Source organism: Spiribacter sp. 1M189 (assembly GCF_040838345.1).
Taxonomy (GTDB): domain Bacteria; phylum Pseudomonadota; class Gammaproteobacteria; order Nitrococcales; family Nitrococcaceae; genus Spiribacter; species Spiribacter insolitus.
This window is the reverse complement of the sequence record NZ_JBAKFF010000001.1, coordinates 1565382-1579952: the sequence shown is the minus strand read 5'-3', so window position 1 is coordinate 1579952 and position 14571 is coordinate 1565382. Positions and strand designations below refer to the sequence as shown.

The 14571-nt window shown below is 60.5% G+C and carries 15 protein-coding genes; 7 read left to right on the top strand and 8 right to left on the bottom strand.

Annotated features, from left to right (window positions below):
• The first annotated feature begins 94 nt into the window (after positions 1–94).
• Entirely contained in the window at positions 95–1534 is a 1440-nt protein-coding gene (gene hldE / locus V6X30_RS07970; RefSeq protein WP_367984085.1) for a bifunctional D-glycero-beta-D-manno-heptose-7-phosphate kinase/D-glycero-beta-D-manno-heptose 1-phosphate adenylyltransferase HldE, read from the top strand.
• On the opposite strand, the gene V6X30_RS07965 is transcribed toward hldE, so the two are convergent.
• Entirely contained in the window at positions 1516–2253 is a 738-nt protein-coding gene (locus V6X30_RS07965; protein ID WP_367984084.1) for a 3-deoxy-D-manno-octulosonic acid kinase, read from the bottom strand. The genes hldE and V6X30_RS07965 overlap by 19 nt on opposite strands.
• Here V6X30_RS07965 and V6X30_RS07960 point away from each other — a divergent pair.
• Both V6X30_RS07960 and V6X30_RS07955 read left to right on the top strand, forming a co-directional pair.
• Positions 2245–3396, top strand: a complete 1152-nt coding sequence (locus V6X30_RS07960; protein WP_367984083.1) for a glycosyltransferase family 9 protein — start codon at positions 2245–2247, stop codon at positions 3394–3396. The two genes, V6X30_RS07965 and V6X30_RS07960, sit on opposite strands and share 9 nt — an antisense overlap.
• A complete protein-coding gene (locus V6X30_RS07955) occupies positions 3393–4673 on the top strand; it encodes a 3-deoxy-D-manno-octulosonic acid transferase (protein ID WP_367984082.1) in 1281 nt (426 codons plus the stop codon). Before V6X30_RS07960 ends, V6X30_RS07955 begins: the two co-directional genes overlap by 4 nt.
• Here V6X30_RS07955 and V6X30_RS07950 read toward each other — a convergent pair.
• Genes V6X30_RS07950 through V6X30_RS07940 form a run of 3 tightly spaced genes read right to left on the bottom strand, consistent with a single transcriptional unit; the run spans position 4670 to position 7039 of the window.
• The gene (locus V6X30_RS07950; RefSeq protein WP_367984081.1) at positions 4670–6013 is read right to left on the bottom strand and encodes a TolC family outer membrane protein; all 1344 of its coding nucleotides are present in this window, start codon (positions 6011–6013) and stop codon (positions 4670–4672) included. The genes V6X30_RS07955 and V6X30_RS07950 overlap by 4 nt on opposite strands.
• A 15-nt stretch (positions 6014–6028) precedes the next feature.
• Positions 6029–6352, bottom strand: coding sequence for a rhodanese-like domain-containing protein (locus tag V6X30_RS07945; RefSeq protein WP_367984080.1), 324 nt, complete (start codon positions 6350–6352; stop codon positions 6029–6031).
• Between the two features lie 24 nt (positions 6353–6376).
• Positions 6377–7039 (bottom strand): protein-L-isoaspartate O-methyltransferase family protein, encoded by a 663-nt coding sequence (locus V6X30_RS07940; RefSeq protein WP_367984079.1) that lies wholly within the window; start codon positions 7037–7039, stop codon positions 6377–6379.
• A gap of 532 nt (positions 7040–7571) precedes the next feature.
• On the opposite strand from V6X30_RS07940, the gene V6X30_RS07935 reads away from it, so the two are divergent.
• Entirely contained in the window at positions 7572–8684 is a 1113-nt protein-coding gene (locus V6X30_RS07935; RefSeq protein ID WP_367984078.1) for a transposase, read from the top strand.
• On the opposite strand, the gene V6X30_RS07930 is transcribed toward V6X30_RS07935, so the two are convergent.
• Positions 8632–9591, bottom strand: a complete 960-nt coding sequence (locus V6X30_RS07930; RefSeq protein WP_367984077.1) for a DnaJ C-terminal domain-containing protein — start codon at positions 9589–9591, stop codon at positions 8632–8634. The two genes, V6X30_RS07935 and V6X30_RS07930, sit on opposite strands and share 53 nt — an antisense overlap.
• Before the next feature lie 173 nt (positions 9592–9764).
• Between V6X30_RS07930 and rpmB the strand changes: the two genes are divergently transcribed.
• The 3 genes from rpmB to mutM all read left to right on the top strand — a co-directional run bounded on the left by rpmB (position 9765) and on the right by mutM (position 11061).
• Positions 9765–10001, top strand: coding sequence for a 50S ribosomal protein L28 (gene rpmB / locus V6X30_RS07925; RefSeq protein WP_367967499.1), 237 nt, complete (start codon positions 9765–9767; stop codon positions 9999–10001).
• 8 nt (positions 10002–10009) lie between these two features.
• On the top strand, positions 10010–10165 hold the full coding sequence (rpmG, locus tag V6X30_RS07920) for a 50S ribosomal protein L33 (protein WP_154295433.1): 156 nt from the start codon (positions 10010–10012) through the stop codon (positions 10163–10165).
• Positions 10166–10242: 77 nt separating this feature from the next.
• Complete coding sequence (gene mutM / locus V6X30_RS07915) at positions 10243–11061, top strand: bifunctional DNA-formamidopyrimidine glycosylase/DNA-(apurinic or apyrimidinic site) lyase (protein WP_367984076.1); 819 nt, start codon at positions 10243–10245, stop codon at positions 11059–11061.
• A 7-nt stretch (positions 11062–11068) separates the two neighbouring features.
• Here the strand turns inward: mutM and V6X30_RS07910 are convergent, their stop codons facing one another.
• The 3 genes from V6X30_RS07910 to V6X30_RS07900 all read right to left on the bottom strand — a co-directional run bounded on the left by V6X30_RS07910 (position 11069) and on the right by V6X30_RS07900 (position 14566).
• On the bottom strand, positions 11069–12667 hold the full coding sequence (locus V6X30_RS07910; protein ID WP_367984075.1) for a gamma-glutamyltransferase family protein: 1599 nt from the start codon (positions 12665–12667) through the stop codon (positions 11069–11071).
• Positions 12668–12672: 5 nt separating this feature from the next.
• The gene (locus tag V6X30_RS07905) at positions 12673–13440 is read right to left on the bottom strand and encodes a dienelactone hydrolase family protein (RefSeq protein ID WP_367984074.1); all 768 of its coding nucleotides are present in this window, start codon (positions 13438–13440) and stop codon (positions 12673–12675) included.
• A 64-nt stretch (positions 13441–13504) separates the two neighbouring features.
• Positions 13505–14566, bottom strand: a complete 1062-nt coding sequence (locus V6X30_RS07900; protein ID WP_367984073.1) for a tartrate dehydrogenase — start codon at positions 14564–14566, stop codon at positions 13505–13507.
• Positions 14567–14571 lie beyond the last annotated feature (5 nt).

Sequence of the window (14571 nt, the reverse complement as noted above, 5' to 3'; positions counted from 1 at the left end):
CCAAAGCTCTCTATCAGAGTGAGGGCGTCGTTGGTGATGGTGGCTGCTAGAATCTGAGTATTGCTTCTCACAATTTACCGTCTCGAGGACCTCGATGCAGCTTGAAGTTCCGGATTTTGGTGCCGCCCGAGTGCTCGTGGTCGGTGATGTCATGCTTGATCGCTACTGGCACGGGCCAACCGGGCGTATATCCCCTGAGGCACCGGTCCCAGTACTGCGCGTTGACGAGGAGGATCTGCGTCCCGGGGGCGCGGCTAACGTCGCGATGAATCTCGGTACCCTCGGGGCGCAGGTCAGGATCATCGGGCTGATAGGAGACGATGATCATGGTCGGCTGCTTGAGTCACGGCTGCGCGCGGCTGGGGTGCAACCGCTACTCCAGCGAGTTGATACTCACCCGACGATCTGCAAGCTTCGCGTCATCAGTCAGCGCCAGCAGCTGATGAGGCTCGATTTCGAGCGGCCGTTCACTCCTTCCGAGACGGCCGGCCTTGCCGACCGGTTTGCCGAGGCCCTGCGCGAGGCCGATGTGGTGGTGGTCTCGGACTACGCCAAGGGGACGTTATGCGGGGTTGAGGGTCTTATCCAAGACGCACGGAGAGTGGGTGTCCCAGTCCTGGTAGACCCCAAGGGAACGGAGTGGGATCGCTATGCAGGAGCCACGCTGCTGACGCCCAATCTCACCGAGTTCCAGCAATACCAGGCGCAGCATGGCAATGGCGATTGGGACGGCCATCAGCTGGAGCAGCTGGCTGGCCAAGTGATCGAGCAGCTATCGCTGGCCGGGATGCTCATCACCCGTGGCGAGGAGGGCATGAGTCTGCTGTATCGTGATCAGCCCCCATTTCATCTGCCGGCGCATGCGCGCGAGGTTTTTGACGTCACGGGTGCGGGAGATACGGTGATCGCACTTCTCGCTGCTGCGCTCGCGGCCGGGGCGGATTTTCGGCACGCCACCTCGCTCGCGAATCTTGCGGCCTCCCTCGTGGTGGCAAAAGTCGGCACCGCCTCGGTGGCTGTCCCGGAATTGGAGGCGGCGGCGGGCGTAATGCATGGCAACCGCGAAGTGCTCGATTCCAAGACCCTCCAGGCTATCTTGGCACCACTACGCAAGCGGGGAGAGAAGGTCGTGATGACCAACGGCTGCTTCGATCTGCTCCATGCGGGCCATGTGCATTATCTGGAGCAGGCACGACGGCTTGGCGATCGTCTGGTGGTGGCAGTCAATGATGATGAGTCGGTGCAGAGGCTCAAGGGCGAGGGACGCCCGGTCATGCCGCTCGCCCAGCGGATGTCGGTGCTAGCGGCTTTGAACGCCGTCGATTGGGTCATTTCGTTTTCCGAAGATACGCCGGCGGCGCTGATCGGTGAAGTTCTGCCGGATGTGCTGGTCAAGGGCGGCGACTATTCGCCAGAGCAGATCGCCGGATACGACGCAGTGACCGCGGCCGGCGGAGAAGTGCGCGTCCTTGATTTCGTCGAAGGTGAGTCGACCAGCGCGATCATCGATCGGATTCAGGGACCCCGCGAATAGGCGCTCATTAACAGGGGCCAGCCCTGCCGGGCGATGCTCTCCAGCTCCGCCTCCCGGGACAGGGATCGGCGAAGTCGTGCCATGCTTCGGCTCTGAATCGCGGCGCCCGCGTTCAATCTACCGCGATCCCAGTCAATCAACCAGACTTTGCGTTGCTCGTCGATAAGGATATTGCGGACATTCAGGTCCGCATGGTGGGCGCCGATTGCGTGGAACGCTCGTATCACCCGCCCGGTTTCACGCCAGATGTCATCGCGAGCGTTCTGATCGTGGGTGTCCCCGAAATAACTTGCGAGCATGAAATCTGCCAGCGATCGAGCCCCCGGGATCCGCCGAGTAATGATGTCCGCGGTATAGCTGACTGTTTTCTTCTGGACACGGCCAGCGATTGGGACAGGCACCGGAAGGCCGAGGGCGTGCAGTCGCGAAAGGACGGATAGTTCTCGCCATGGACGACTCCTTCTCAGCCCGATCCAGAGGAATCGATCGTTGCTGAACCGGGCTGGCAGGCCGCCGCGGCGATAATGACGAAGCACCAGTTGTTCGTCTTTTAAACGGATGAACCAGGCGGCCGCACGGCCTTGCGCCGTCCCTTCGATCAGCGCCTGCGCTTCAAGCCATTGCGGGTTAAAAAGTTTGGAAGACACCTCGTGCGACGAGGTGATCGGCGGGCTGATAAAGTAAGTCGCACCTTGAGCGCGGACATCCAAATGCACCATCAGCAATTACCCGTGAGCGCCAATGCTCCGCGTCGACTGTGCCTGTTCCGTCTCTCGGCGATAGGTGATTGCTGCAACATGGTTCCCATCGTTCGGACTCTTCAGGAGCATCTGCCAGAGACCAGGCTTACTTGGATCATGGGCCAGACGGAAGCCGGCCTGCTCGGTGACCTTGATGGTGTAGAGATTATCACTCACGACAAGAAAACCGGGACAGGCACTCTCCGCCGCAAGCTCTCCGGTCGGGCGTTCGACGTTCTGTTGCTCATGCAGGTTGCCCTTCGTGCGGGGCTGGCGTCACGTGCGGTTAAGGCACCAGTACGTATCGGATTCGACAGGTCCCGGTCTAGAGATGGGCATAGCGTTTTCATTAATGAACGCATCCCGAATGTTCCGCCCGGACACGTCATCGACGGTTTTTTCGGGTTCTGCGAGGCGCTCGGTGTTCAGGAGCGTCACTTGCGCTGGGACATCCCCGTTCCCAACAGTGCGAGAGAGCGATCGGAGGATCTGCTGGCGCGGTTTGGTGGGGAAACGTCCGGTACCGATGGTGATAAGACTGCGGCTCGTAAAATCCTGTTGATCAGCCCATGCAGCAGCGATCGGTTCCGTAACTTCAGGAACTGGGCGCCTGAGTACTACGCGGAGGTTGCCAGCTACGCGGCATCGGTACATGGACTGCGAATCGTCCTGACCGGTGGCAGAAGCCAGGTCGAGCGGGACTACGGAGAGCGGATACTCGCTGCGCTGAATAATCCATCGGGTCGGAAAGTGCCTGTCCCGATCCTGAACCTCATTGGACGCACGGATCTCAAGACATTATTTGCCCTGATGCAGCGGGCATCTGTGGTGCTCGCACCGGATTCCGGCCCGTTGCACATGGCGGTTGCTGCGGGCGCTCCGCCGATTGGCCTTTATGCGACCTCCAATCCGGAGCGGACGGGGCCCGTGCTCGGCATGCGGTGGGTCGTTAATGCCTATCCGCAGGCGGTTCGGGAGTCACTGGGCCGAGCGGTGGGCGATATTCGCTGGGGAAAACGGGTCAGAGATCCTCGTGCCATGGAGCTGATCAAGCCAGCGGCGGTGATCGCGAAGCTCGATGAATTGATGTCGACGCCGACCAAGGAACGGCTGGCCGTATGACGGTCACTTTCTACCGGGTCCTGTCTCGGCTTTTGCGGCCGCTTGCACATGCCTACCTCCGGAGGCTGGGTCGGAAAGATCCAGCCTACCGACTTGGTATCAACGAGCGGTGGGGCCGAGGCGATTATCATGCGGTCGCCTCAGGGTCCCTCTGGATTCATGCCGCATCGGTGGGCGAGGTCCGCGCTGCCCAGCCCCTCATCGATCGTCTGCTTGAGGAGGGCCGTGCGCTTTTTATTACCACGAACACCCCAACCGGCCGTCAGACCGCGGAGGGCCGTTATGGCGCCGGGATCGTGGTGAGATTCCCTCCAGTGGATGTCCCAGATGCCGTTGAGCGTTTTCTCGACAAGCTCCGGCCGTCCGCCGCTTTGTTCGTCGAGCTGGAGCTATGGCCCAATCGGCTGGTGGCGCTGGAAAGGAGAAGCATCCCCGTCGCCCTCGTCAACGCTCGTCTGAGTGAGGCGAGTTTCCGGCGTTATGCCCGATTTGGCCGCTTGATGAAGCAGTGCCTGGCGGGCGTTGTCTGCGTCAGCGCACAAACCGAAGCCGACGCGGAGCGGTACCGCAAGATGGGTGTCCCGGATCGGCGGATTGAAGTCACGGGCAACCTCAAGTTCGATCAATCGGTCAATGATCAGCAGATCCAGCTGGGCCGCCTCTTGCGCTCGCAGATAGGTCTCGATCGTCCTGTATGGGTGGCGGTGAGCCTCAGGCAGGCCGAGGCGCCGATCGTGAAAGAGGCGCATGAGTTGCTTCGTGCGCGTTACACGAATGCGCTCCTCATTGCGGTGCCGAGACACCCTGAGCAGTTCACCTGGCCTGACTCGGTTTGGGACAGGCATGTTCTGATGGCTTCGGGGTTGTACGAGAATGAACCGATAGCCCCCGAAACAAGCGTCGTGCTGGGAGACACATACGGGGAGATGATCCGGTTTCTCTCCGCCGCCGACATCGCGTTTGTGGGGGGTACGCTTACACCGGTCGGTGGCCATAATCCCCTGGAGCCAGCGTCCTTGGCCAAAGCGATTCTAATGGGGCCGAATGTCACCAATTTCCGTCAGATCGATAGCCTGCTGGGAGATCGGGGTGGCCGCATCCGGGTTCATAGCGCGGCCGAGCTGGCAGACTCACTGACTTCGTTATTCGGGGACAGGCACTATCTGGCGGAGGTGGGAGATAACGCGAGACGGCTTGTTGAGGAGCACAGGGGCGCGACGGAGCGTACGCTAAGTGCGCTGCATCGGACACTTTTTGTCGATCAGGTTAAGTCTTAGGGCGCCTCTTCGAGCAGTGCATTGACGCGGTCAACATCCTCCTTCGAGAGTGTTCCGGCGGCCTGCTGAAGTCTGAGCGTGTTGAGAAGATAGGCGTTTCGGGCCTGCTGGTAATCACGCTCTGCATTAAAAACTTCACGCTGAGCATTGAGTACGTCGACGATCGTTCGTGTGCCGACATCAAACCCGGCTTCGGTCGCCTCGAGCGCGGATCGGGTGGATACCCTTGCCTGATCCAGTGCCTGGACGCGCTCCAGTGCTGTCAAAACCCCGCGATACGCATTCGCTGCGTCGCGCGTGACTGTCCGCCGAGTTTCCTCCAATGCCTCTCGCGCCTCGGTGTACCGGAACTGCGCCTCGCGGATATTCGATGATATACCGCCACCTTGATAGAGCGGTAGGTTGAGCTGCACGCCCGCGCTCAGCTGGTCGGAGCTCGTGTCTCGGCCCTGACGGCCATACTGCTCGAGCCCGTCATATCCGGCGACAAGATCAACCGTAGGACGGCGCACGCCACGCTCCACGTCGACGCCTTCCATGGCCGCTTCAGCCGCGAAGCGTGCAGCAGCAAGCTGTCGATTTTCCTGCTGTGCCTGTTCTCTCCATGAAGCCAGGTCGGACGGCTCTGGTGCCGTCAGTGAGACGCCCGCTCCCAGGGCTTCGAGTACGCCAGGGGGTTGATTGGTCAGCTCCCGAAGCTCTTCCCGGCGATTCTGGAGGTTATCCCTGGCCTGAAACAGCTCAGCTCGGGCCAAGTCCGCGCGCGCTCTGGCTTCCTCGACGTCTGTCCTTGCGATGACCCCCACCTCAAAACGCTGCTCCGCCTGTTCGAGCTGGCGTTCGATGGCCTCAAGACTCGCTTCGGCGGCATCAACCGCCTCCCTCGCGTCCAGGACATCAAAGTATCTTTCCGCGACCCTCAGGATAAGCGCCTGTTCAGCGAACGCGAATTGGGCCTGGGCTTGGCTTACCTGCGCGTCTGCACGGTCAACGGCCTTGGCCTGCGAATACCGGTAGAGGGGCTGCGACAGCGAGACTCCATAGGTCAGTTGCCGATACTGACCGTCCGCTTGCCCACCGGCCAGGTCGCCGTTTTCGTCGTTGACATTGAATGACGAAGTTACTGAGACATCAGGTCGCAGACCGGCTCTTGCCTGCGGGAGCGACTCTTCCAGGGCCTGGCGTTCAGCAATGGCCTGCTGGAACTGCGGATCACTGGTGAGCGCCCGCTCGTAGACGTCCAGAAGGTCCTCTGCCGACGCCTTCTGGTTGGGGACAGACACTAATGTCGCGATTGCAAAAACCGCCAGGCCGATGATCACTGTTTGCGGGCGAGGCATTTTCAAATCCTGTCGTCAGTACCTGGGCAGGCTCGGGTCGATGGTGCGGGACCATTCATCGATCCCGCCACTGAGATTAAAGACCCGTTCCCGGCCATTTTGTTCAAGCCATTGGGTCACCATGGCACTTCGAACGCCATGATGACAGAGGACAACGACATCTCTGTCGTCGGGCAGATCATCAACGATCTCGGTGCCAAAGGTGCTCAAGGGCGCAAAGACGCACCCTTCGAGCCGAGCAATTCGAGTCTCCCATGGCTCCCTTACATCGAGGACTGTGATTTGTGCCTGTCCCGATCTGATCTTTTGATGGAGTTCCCGTGGCGTCAAGCTCTGCATGTGCAGAATGCGGCCCTCGCTGTCTTAGAGAGAGAATTCCCGAGTGACCGGCGAGCCTAAAAGTGGTGGCGCGGTGGTGTCGAACAGGCTCTCGCTCGACCACTGATCCTCGCCAACTCGAGTGATGAGAACCGCCTCCATGATCGGTGGCTGTCCCAGAATGAGGAACAGTCGCCCGCCTTCGGCTAGGCTGCGATGGAACCCCTGGTGCAGCTGGGGCAGAGAGCCGGTAACGGCGATGACGTCATAGCGTCGACCATCATCCCAGCCCAGCGCTGCATCGCCCACTTCCAAACGGATGTTCCGTACCCCCGCATGGCGAATGGAATCCTCGGCACGCGCTGTGAAGTCGGGGTAGATGTCGACACTCGTGACGTGGGATGCGAGGCGGGCAAGGCAACACGTGAGATAGCCAGAGCCGGTGCCGACCTCGAGGACACGCTCGTTGGGCTGTGGGTCCAGCGCTTGCAGTAGCCGACCCTCAACCTTCGGTTCGAGCATTACCTCCCCATGCCCCAGCGGAACCTGCATGTCTGCGTACGCAAGGTTGGCGTACTGGGGCGGCGTGAAGGCTTCCCGTGGCAGCTTCTCCAGTGCATCGAGGACGCGGCCGTTCAAGACCTCCCAGGTCCTCAACTGCTGCTCGATCATGTTTTCCCTTGCATCAGCCAGATTCACGTCAGTCATGGAGGTCCGCTCTATGATGGCCATCTCAATGGCCGGTTTGGCCTACGGGCGGTACGCACTCTCGTGTACCGAACGCATCCCCGCACGAGTGCCTGTCCCTTAATCTCGCCCGAGATGAGAGGTTAAGGCGTTTGCCGCAGAGCGACAAGCATCATCCATACCCCACATATGGGGGATAGTTTTCGTCGCCACGGTTGTAGATACTTTGTCCCAGACCAGTCGCTGGCCCGTCGGATACGGCAGCAGGGACGCTGAAAAATCGCTTGGGCTGGCGGCTGGTCGCCTCTTTCGCCCGACGGGTCCCGTTTGGCTTGTGATCGGCCCGATATTCAAATCGAGTCAATGGGGTAGTCGAGCCAGCAGAACCCCCTGTTGAGCAGCCGTTCGTCCTGAGACGCCTACCGCCCATCGGTTACGGCCCGTGGATACTGGAAATCCGGGAGCACTTTTCCGAGACTAAGCTTGTGGCCAGCCGCCGGCAAGCCGGTAAAGGAATGGATGCCACGCCGGGATGCCGGCGGCTGTCACATCAATGCCGAAATTGTTTCCACTGTTTGGACTGAAGTCAGAAGGTTATCCAGGGATGGGGCAACCTCGTCGCAATCAGATCTCGCTCAAGGCAACGCCTTACTATCACCTCGTATCGCGATGCGTAAGACGCGAGTTTTTATGTGGCCATGATCCGCTGACGGGCAAGGATTACTCGCATAGGCGTCGGTGGATATGTCAGAGGTTAGAACGACTCGTTCAGATCTTTGCCGTCGACGTCTGTGCCTATGCTGTGATGTCCAATCACTATCACTTGGTCGTACGGATCGATGAACAGACCGCGAGATCGTGGACGCCGCATGAAGTCTTGAGGCGCTGGCTCATGCTTTTCAAAGGGCCGGCTTGGATGCATGAGGTTGTGCAGTCCGGCCATCGGATGGCGTCGCATCCGTCGATGTCGCTCGTCGTGGCGATGTACCGTTCCCGTCTCATGAGCCTCTCCTGGTTTATGCGCTGTATCAACGAACCGATCGCCCGTCGGGCGAACCGGGAGGACGAGGTGAATGGCCATTTCTGGCAGGGCCGCTACCGCTGTCAGGCGTTGCTGGACGAAGGGGCTTTGATGACTGCCATGACCTACGTGGATCTGAACCCTCTAAGAGCCGGCATCGTCGAACGTCCTGAAGATGCGGAGTACGCCTCTGTAGCCCAGCGATTTGCCCATGCGGCCGGTCGACCGTTTCCTGGAACAGGCCCCAAATTAATGGCGCTCCCCGCAGGTGGAGCGGAAGAGAGCGACGGCCCTGGAGCATCGCCTCCATTGACCTTGCTCGAATACCTCGAGCTCATCGATTGGAGCGCTCGGGCCGTCGCCGCCGGCAAAGGCGCAGCGATGCCGGATGGTATCCCGCCGGTTCTGAGCCGATTGGGGCTTAGCTCTGAGATGTTCGGAGATTTCGTCGCCGCTGGCGGAGGGCATGGCCTGGCCGTACTGGGTGACCCCGATAGTCTACGATCATGGGCGGTCTCTCTCGGCCGCCACTACTTTAGGGGTCGTCGGCTTGCCGCCGCGCTTTTCAGATGCGCCGGCGAACGCCTTCGTTTCAGCTCGTCGAAGCACGTGGATCGAAGTCAAAGGCCTCTGCCATCGACTTGAAGAAGTCTTCCGACTGCTGGCTGTCGAGCGGCGGGTTGACGATCTTCAGAGAAACATATTGATTTCCTCTGTTTCGACCGGGAAGCCCCCGTCCTTTCAAGCGCAGCCGTGTGCCAGTCTGGCTGCCTCGCGGGATTTTAAGCTCGACCGTCCCGCCCAGCGTTGGGGCCGGGATCGTTCCTCCCAGCGCGGCCTCCCACGGCGCAACCGGCACATCGACGTGGATATCCTTGCCGCGAAGATGGAAGCGGTCATGGGGGCGGATATGAATCTCAAGGAGGAGGTCACCCGGCTCGCTACTCATGGGTGAGCGCGTACCCTGACCCTTGAGTCGAATCTGTTGTCCGTTCGTGACGCCCTCGGGGATCTTCACGCGAAGGCGCTTGGGAGACTCTCCGCCAGCACTGATATCCACCGACTTGGTGGCGCCGGCATAAGCGTCTTCAAGGTCGATCTGCAGCTTCGCAGTGGTATCCGGAGCGCGGAAATCCCTTGCATGACCGGCTGTGTGCCTGTCCCCGTCAGGGCCTTTTCCAAAACCACTTGAGCCGAACCCGCCTCCCAGGCCTCCGCCAAACAGGTTCTCGAAGAAGTCGCTGAAATCACCAAAGCCGGCGCTGTAGCTTGCACCACCGCGTGTGCCGGTCTGTTGTTCCCAACCCGGCGGTGGCCGGAAGTCCTGGCCCGATTGCCAGTTCTCACCGAGCTCGTCATACATCTTGCGCTTATCCGGGTCCTTGAGGACCTCATAAGCTTCGGCGACCTGCTTGAACTTTGTCTCGGCGTCTGGCTCCTGGCTCACGTCCGGATGATATTTGCGCGCAAGGCGACGATACGCCTTTTTGATCTCGTCTTTGGACGCCTCGCGGTTTACGCCGAGCGTCTTGTAGTAGTCCTGGAACTCCATATCCCCTCGGTGCCTGTCCTAATCCGCCACGCTTGAAGATATGGAGGCTACTGGCAGTGAATTCAATGAGCAGCCGTAGGAGGATTGCAGCCTCTGGGCGGGACTGGTATAAAGCTCGGTTCACCGAGCGCGGTTAGGCGCGCACGTTCGGACATGAATTTCGGGAGGCCCCAATGGCCAAGGTATGTCAGGTCACCGGTAAGCGTCCGATGACCGGAAACAACGTCTCTCACGCCAACAATAAGACGCGTCGGCGCTTTCTGCCGAACTTGCGCTACCATCGCTTTTGGCTGGACAGCGAGAGCCGTTGGGTCCGGCTGCGTGTCTCCAGCAAGGGCATGCGGATTATCGATAAGGTCGGTATAGAGCAGGTTATTTCGGATCTGCGTAACCGTGGCGAGAAGGTCTGAGGTAAACCATGCGCGACAAGATTAAGCTCGTCTCTTCAGCTGGCACGGGGCATTTCTACACGACGGACAAAAACCGGCGTAACACCCCCCACAAGCTTGAGTTCCGCAAGTATGATCCGGTGGTGCGTAAGCATGTGATCTACAAGGAAGCCAAGATCAAGTAGGCCTTGGCTACCATCTCAGCGCGAAAGCCCGCTCCCTAGCGGGCTTTTTTGTAAGCGACATCCGGAAAACCGATTGCATGCCCGAGTTGCCAGAGGTAGAGACGACGCGCCGGGGCCTGGAACCCCATTGCGTGGGCCATCGATTACTGTGCTTGAGGGTGCGAGAACCCAGGCTGCGTTGGCATGTCCCGGTGACTGACCCCCCTCGCGTCGCCGGTGCCCGCATCCACTCCCTCGATCGGCGGGGTAAGTATCTGTTGTTTCGGCTCGAAGCAGGTACCACGATCCTCATGCATCTGGGCATGTCCGGACATATGCGTGTGGTCAGACCGGGACAGGCACTAAAGTCCCATGACCATGTCGACTTCGAGCTCGACAGTGGCGAGCTACTCCGCTTTAACGATCCGCGCCGCTTTGGGAGTCTCCATATCACCGAAGATCCGCCGGAGCAGCATCCGCTGCTATCCCGGCTTGGCCCGGAACCGCTTGGTGGCGAATTCAAGGGTGAATATCTCCACCGCATAGCCGCGGGGCGCCGTGTTGCCGTAAAAAACCTGGTAATGGACAGCCACGTCGTAGTTGGTGTCGGGAATATCTATGCGACTGAGGCGCTCTATCGTTCCGGTATCCATCCAACGCGCCCCGCAGGGCGCATTGCCCGCCAGCGCTATGACCATCTGGTCGGCTGCATTCGTGCAGTTCTGGAGGAGGCGATCGAGGCGGGCGGCACAACTTTGCGAGATTTCAGCGGTGCCGATGGTGTCCCCGGATACTTCCAGCAAACCCTCCACGCCTATGGACGAGGAGGCCAGCCATGCGGTTACTGCGGGCGGCGCTTGAAAGAAATCCGCCTCGCCCAGCGCTCGACCGTCTATTGTCCGCGTTGCCAGCGTTGATTGTGCCTCAGCTCGCGGCGACGGCTCCATCACTACGCGGGTCGCTGGCACCTTCGAGCAATCCGTCGGGATGACGCACTATCGCGCCGGCATGTCCCATCATGCTGTCGAAATTCCCAACCATCTCAACGGCATGCCCTGCCTCATGGAGTTGCTCCGAAAGGCTTGAAGGGAATCGAGACTCGAGCTTCAGGTTTGTACTCGAACTTCCCCAGGTGCGACCGAGCAACCATCGCGGCGCACTGATCGCTTTTTGAAGAGGCATCATGTCATTGGCGTAACGGGTGAAGATTGCAGCTTGTGTCTGTGGCTGTCCCTCACCGCCCATAGTCCCGTAAACCATATCGCGCCCGTCATCGAAGCGGGCCATCGCCGGGTTTAGGGTGTGAAAGGGACGCCGACCGGGCTCAAGGGCCTGAAGATTCTGTGCATCCAGACCGAAGCTGATCCCGCGGTTCTGCATCAGGACTCCGGTCGCCGGTAGTACGACCCCCGCTCCGTATTCCCAGTAGATCGACTGAATAAAGCTCACCGCTTGGCCCTGCGAGTCGACGGCGCCCATCCAGACCGTATCGCCGGCAGCTCCTGGGTAGGGCCAGGGCGCTGCCCGGGTCATATCGATCTCACTGGCAGCTGTTTCCAGCCACTGACCGCAAAGGAAATCCTGCGGGTTTACGGTCATCCAGCGTGGGTCCGCAACGTGCCTGTCCCGAACCTGGAAGGCCTTTTTGGTCGACTCGACGAGCGCGTGGATATGTCCAAATGGGCCCATGTTTGGGACAGGCACTCTTTGATGAATCCCAAGTATCAGCAGCGAGGCGAGTCCCTGAGTGGGCGGAGGCATGTTGTAGAGGCGGGCTTTGCCGACGCGAAGGCTCAGTGGTTCGACCGTAAGTGGTCTGTACTCCAAGAGGTCGTCCAGCCGGAGCGGGCTGCCAAGCGTGTCGAGATCAGCGGCTATGCTGCGGGCAACATCTCCGCGGTAGAAGTCATCCAGCCCCACACGGCTCAGTTGCTCGAGCGTATCGGCCAGCGCTGGCTGACGAAGCCGTGCTCCGCATTCGAGTGGCCGGCCATAGGCATCGAGAAACGTTTCCGCGAACCCTGGTAAATCATGGAGCTCGTTGAGCTTTTCTCGCGTAACCAGCGCTTGACCAGCGGTGATTGGCACGCCGTCACGCGCTAGTGCTGCGGCGGGCTCGAGCAGTCGGGATAGCGGTAGTCTGCCTCCGCCTCCGCCGTTGGTCGCATGCGATAGTGCCGTCTGCCAACCTCCCACCGTACCGGGCACCGTCAGTGCGGCCTGTGGTCCCCGAGTCGGAATGGCCGCCAAACCGCGCTCGCCGTAGTAGTCTCTGGTAGCCAATCGGGCGGCCGGGCCACAGGCATCAACACCAATCGGCGCCTCCCCGGGTCGACTGATCAGCCAGAAACCGTCGCCGCCAATCGCATTCATATGCGGATAGACGACGGCGATGACCGCTGCTGCCGCTACCATCGCTTCAGTGGCTGTCCCGTTCTCGCGGAGCACATCACGGCCAGCCTCGGCCGCCATGTGATGGGGAGCGGTCATCATGCCCCGGGTGCCCATTGTGGTATTGAGCATCCGGTTCAGTTCAGCGTATCGCCTAGAAAGGTCCGCAGCGCCTGCCAGGACTTCAGATCGGCCTGCGGGTCATACCGGTCCTCCGCTTCCCAGTCGGTAAAGGCATGTCGTGCCCCGCCGTAGATCTCGATCTGATAATCCACTCCATCGGCATCAAGACGGTCGGCAAGTGACGATATGTCCTCCATGGGCGCAACAGCGTCATTGCTTCCATGCAGAATCAACAGTTCGCCCTGCACATCGGTATAGTCCTGACCCTCTGGCGTGCCGAGCCCGCCATGGAAAGAGACGAATCCCTCAAGGGGTAACCCCGCGCGCGCCATCTCCAGGACCACGGCGCCGCCGAAGCAATAGCCGATCGCCACCATCTCGCCGATGTCCGTAGCGCGCTGATTGAATGCGGCGTCCATCCCGGCATCGACGAGTGCACGCATACGATCGCGATCGGCGTAGAGTGCGCCGGTCAGTTCGCGGCGACGTTCAATACTCTCGGGCCGGACGCCCTCTCCAAACAGATCGATGGCAAAAGCGGTGTAACCCTCCCTGGCGAGCATCCTTGCGCGCTTGCGTTCGTACTCGCCAAGACCATCCCAGTCATGCACGATCACAACGGTGGGCTGGTTGTCACCCAACGCCCGGTTGTAAGCCACGTAACCCTCGAAAGCGGCATCGTCATGCGTGTAACGAACTGATTCGGAAACGATTTCTGCGTGCAGGGCCTGACTGACCGCCAGCAGCCCCAACAGCGTCATGGCAGTGATCAATCTCGACATCACGGAGATCCTCCCAAGGTTCTCTGAATTGCCTGTCCCCATCCAATCACCTGTCCCGATCCACTCAGCCCTTCAGTTCGGCGAGTACGCGGTCGGCGAATTCGCGGGTGCCTGCCTGGCCACCCAGGTCCCGGGTGAGGACGCGGCCCTCGGCCGTCACTGTCTCGAGCGCGCCCATCAGGTCATCGGCGGCTTCCTGCTCGCCGAGATCCTCGAGCATCATCACCACCGTCCAGATCATCGCAATCGGGTTGGCGAGATCCTGGCCGGCGATGTCCGGGGCGGAGCCATGGACCGGCTCGAACATCGATGGCATATCGGGGGACGGGTTGATGTTCGCGGATGGCGCGACGCCGATTCCGCCGGCCGTTGCCGGCCCAAGGTCCGATAGGATGTCGCCGAACAGATTGGTGCCGACCACAACATCGAACCAGTCCGGGTGGGTGACAAAGTTAGCGGCGAGGATGTCGACGTGGTATCCATCCACCTGCACGTCTGGCCAATTCGGGGCCATGGCCGCCACCTGCTCGTCCCAGAAAGGCATCGTATGCTTGATGCCGTTGGATTTGGTGGCGTAGGCAAGCCGCTTTCGCGATCGTGACTGTGCCAGCCGGAACGCATAATCGAGGATGCGTTCACTGCCCTTGCGGGTGATGACGGTCGCCTGCACTGCCATGGCCTCGGGCAGACCATCGTAAAGTCGGCCACCAATTTCGGAATACTCACCCTCGTTGTTCTCGCGAACCACCAAGTAGTTGATGTCCTCCGGACCCCTGTCTCGCAGCGCCGAGGTGAGGCCGCGGAGCAGGCGGACGGGACGCAGATTGACGTATTGCTGAAACTCGCGCCGGATCGGCAGCAGCAGTCCCCAGAGAGAGACATGATCTGGCACACCGGGATAACCGACGGCACCCAGCAGAATCGCGTCATGTGGGCGCAACTGCTCGATGCCATCCTCCGGCATCATGGCCCCGTGTTCAGCATAATATTCGCAAGAGTAGGGAAACTCGGTGAACGCGAAATCAAGACCTGGACGCCTGGCAAGCGCCTCCAGGCAGCGCACGCCGACAGGGGTAACCTCCAGGCCGATACCGTCGCCGGGTATGAGGGCGATTCGATGGGTCATGCTGA

Excerpts from the sequence above, each read along its gene's own strand:
- V6X30_RS07910 (WP_367984075.1), bottom strand. The coding sequence starts at position 12,667 with ATGCTCAATACCACAATGGGCACCCGGGGCATGATGACCGCTCCCCAT.
- rpmG (WP_154295433.1), top strand. The coding sequence starts at position 10,010 with ATGCGCGACAAGATTAAGCTCGTCTCTTCAGCTGGCACGGGGCATTTC.
- rpmB (WP_367967499.1), top strand. The coding sequence starts at position 9,765 with ATGGCCAAGGTATGTCAGGTCACCGGTAAGCGTCCGATGACCGGAAAC.
- V6X30_RS07930 (WP_367984077.1), bottom strand. The coding sequence starts at position 9,591 with ATGGAGTTCCAGGACTACTACAAGACGCTCGGCGTAAACCGCGAGGCG.
- mutM (WP_367984076.1), top strand. The coding sequence starts at position 10,243 with ATGCCCGAGTTGCCAGAGGTAGAGACGACGCGCCGGGGCCTGGAACCC.
- V6X30_RS07955 (WP_367984082.1), top strand. The coding sequence starts at position 3,393 with ATGACGGTCACTTTCTACCGGGTCCTGTCTCGGCTTTTGCGGCCGCTT.
- V6X30_RS07905 (WP_367984074.1), bottom strand. The coding sequence starts at position 13,440 with ATGTCGAGATTGATCACTGCCATGACGCTGTTGGGGCTGCTGGCGGTC.
- V6X30_RS07960 (WP_367984083.1), top strand. The coding sequence starts at position 2,245 with ATGCACCATCAGCAATTACCCGTGAGCGCCAATGCTCCGCGTCGACTG.
- V6X30_RS07900 (WP_367984073.1), bottom strand. The coding sequence starts at position 14,566 with ATGACCCATCGAATCGCCCTCATACCCGGCGACGGTATCGGCCTGGAG.
- V6X30_RS07945 (WP_367984080.1), bottom strand. The coding sequence starts at position 6,352 with ATGCAGAGCTTGACGCCACGGGAACTCCATCAAAAGATCAGATCGGGA.
- hldE (WP_367984085.1), top strand. The coding sequence starts at position 95 with ATGCAGCTTGAAGTTCCGGATTTTGGTGCCGCCCGAGTGCTCGTGGTC.
- V6X30_RS07965 (WP_367984084.1), bottom strand. The coding sequence starts at position 2,253 with ATGGTGCATTTGGATGTCCGCGCTCAAGGTGCGACTTACTTTATCAGC.
- V6X30_RS07950 (WP_367984081.1), bottom strand. The coding sequence starts at position 6,013 with ATGCCTCGCCCGCAAACAGTGATCATCGGCCTGGCGGTTTTTGCAATC.
- V6X30_RS07940 (WP_367984079.1), bottom strand. The coding sequence starts at position 7,039 with ATGACTGACGTGAATCTGGCTGATGCAAGGGAAAACATGATCGAGCAG.
- V6X30_RS07935 (WP_367984078.1), top strand. The coding sequence starts at position 7,572 with ATGCCGAAATTGTTTCCACTGTTTGGACTGAAGTCAGAAGGTTATCCA.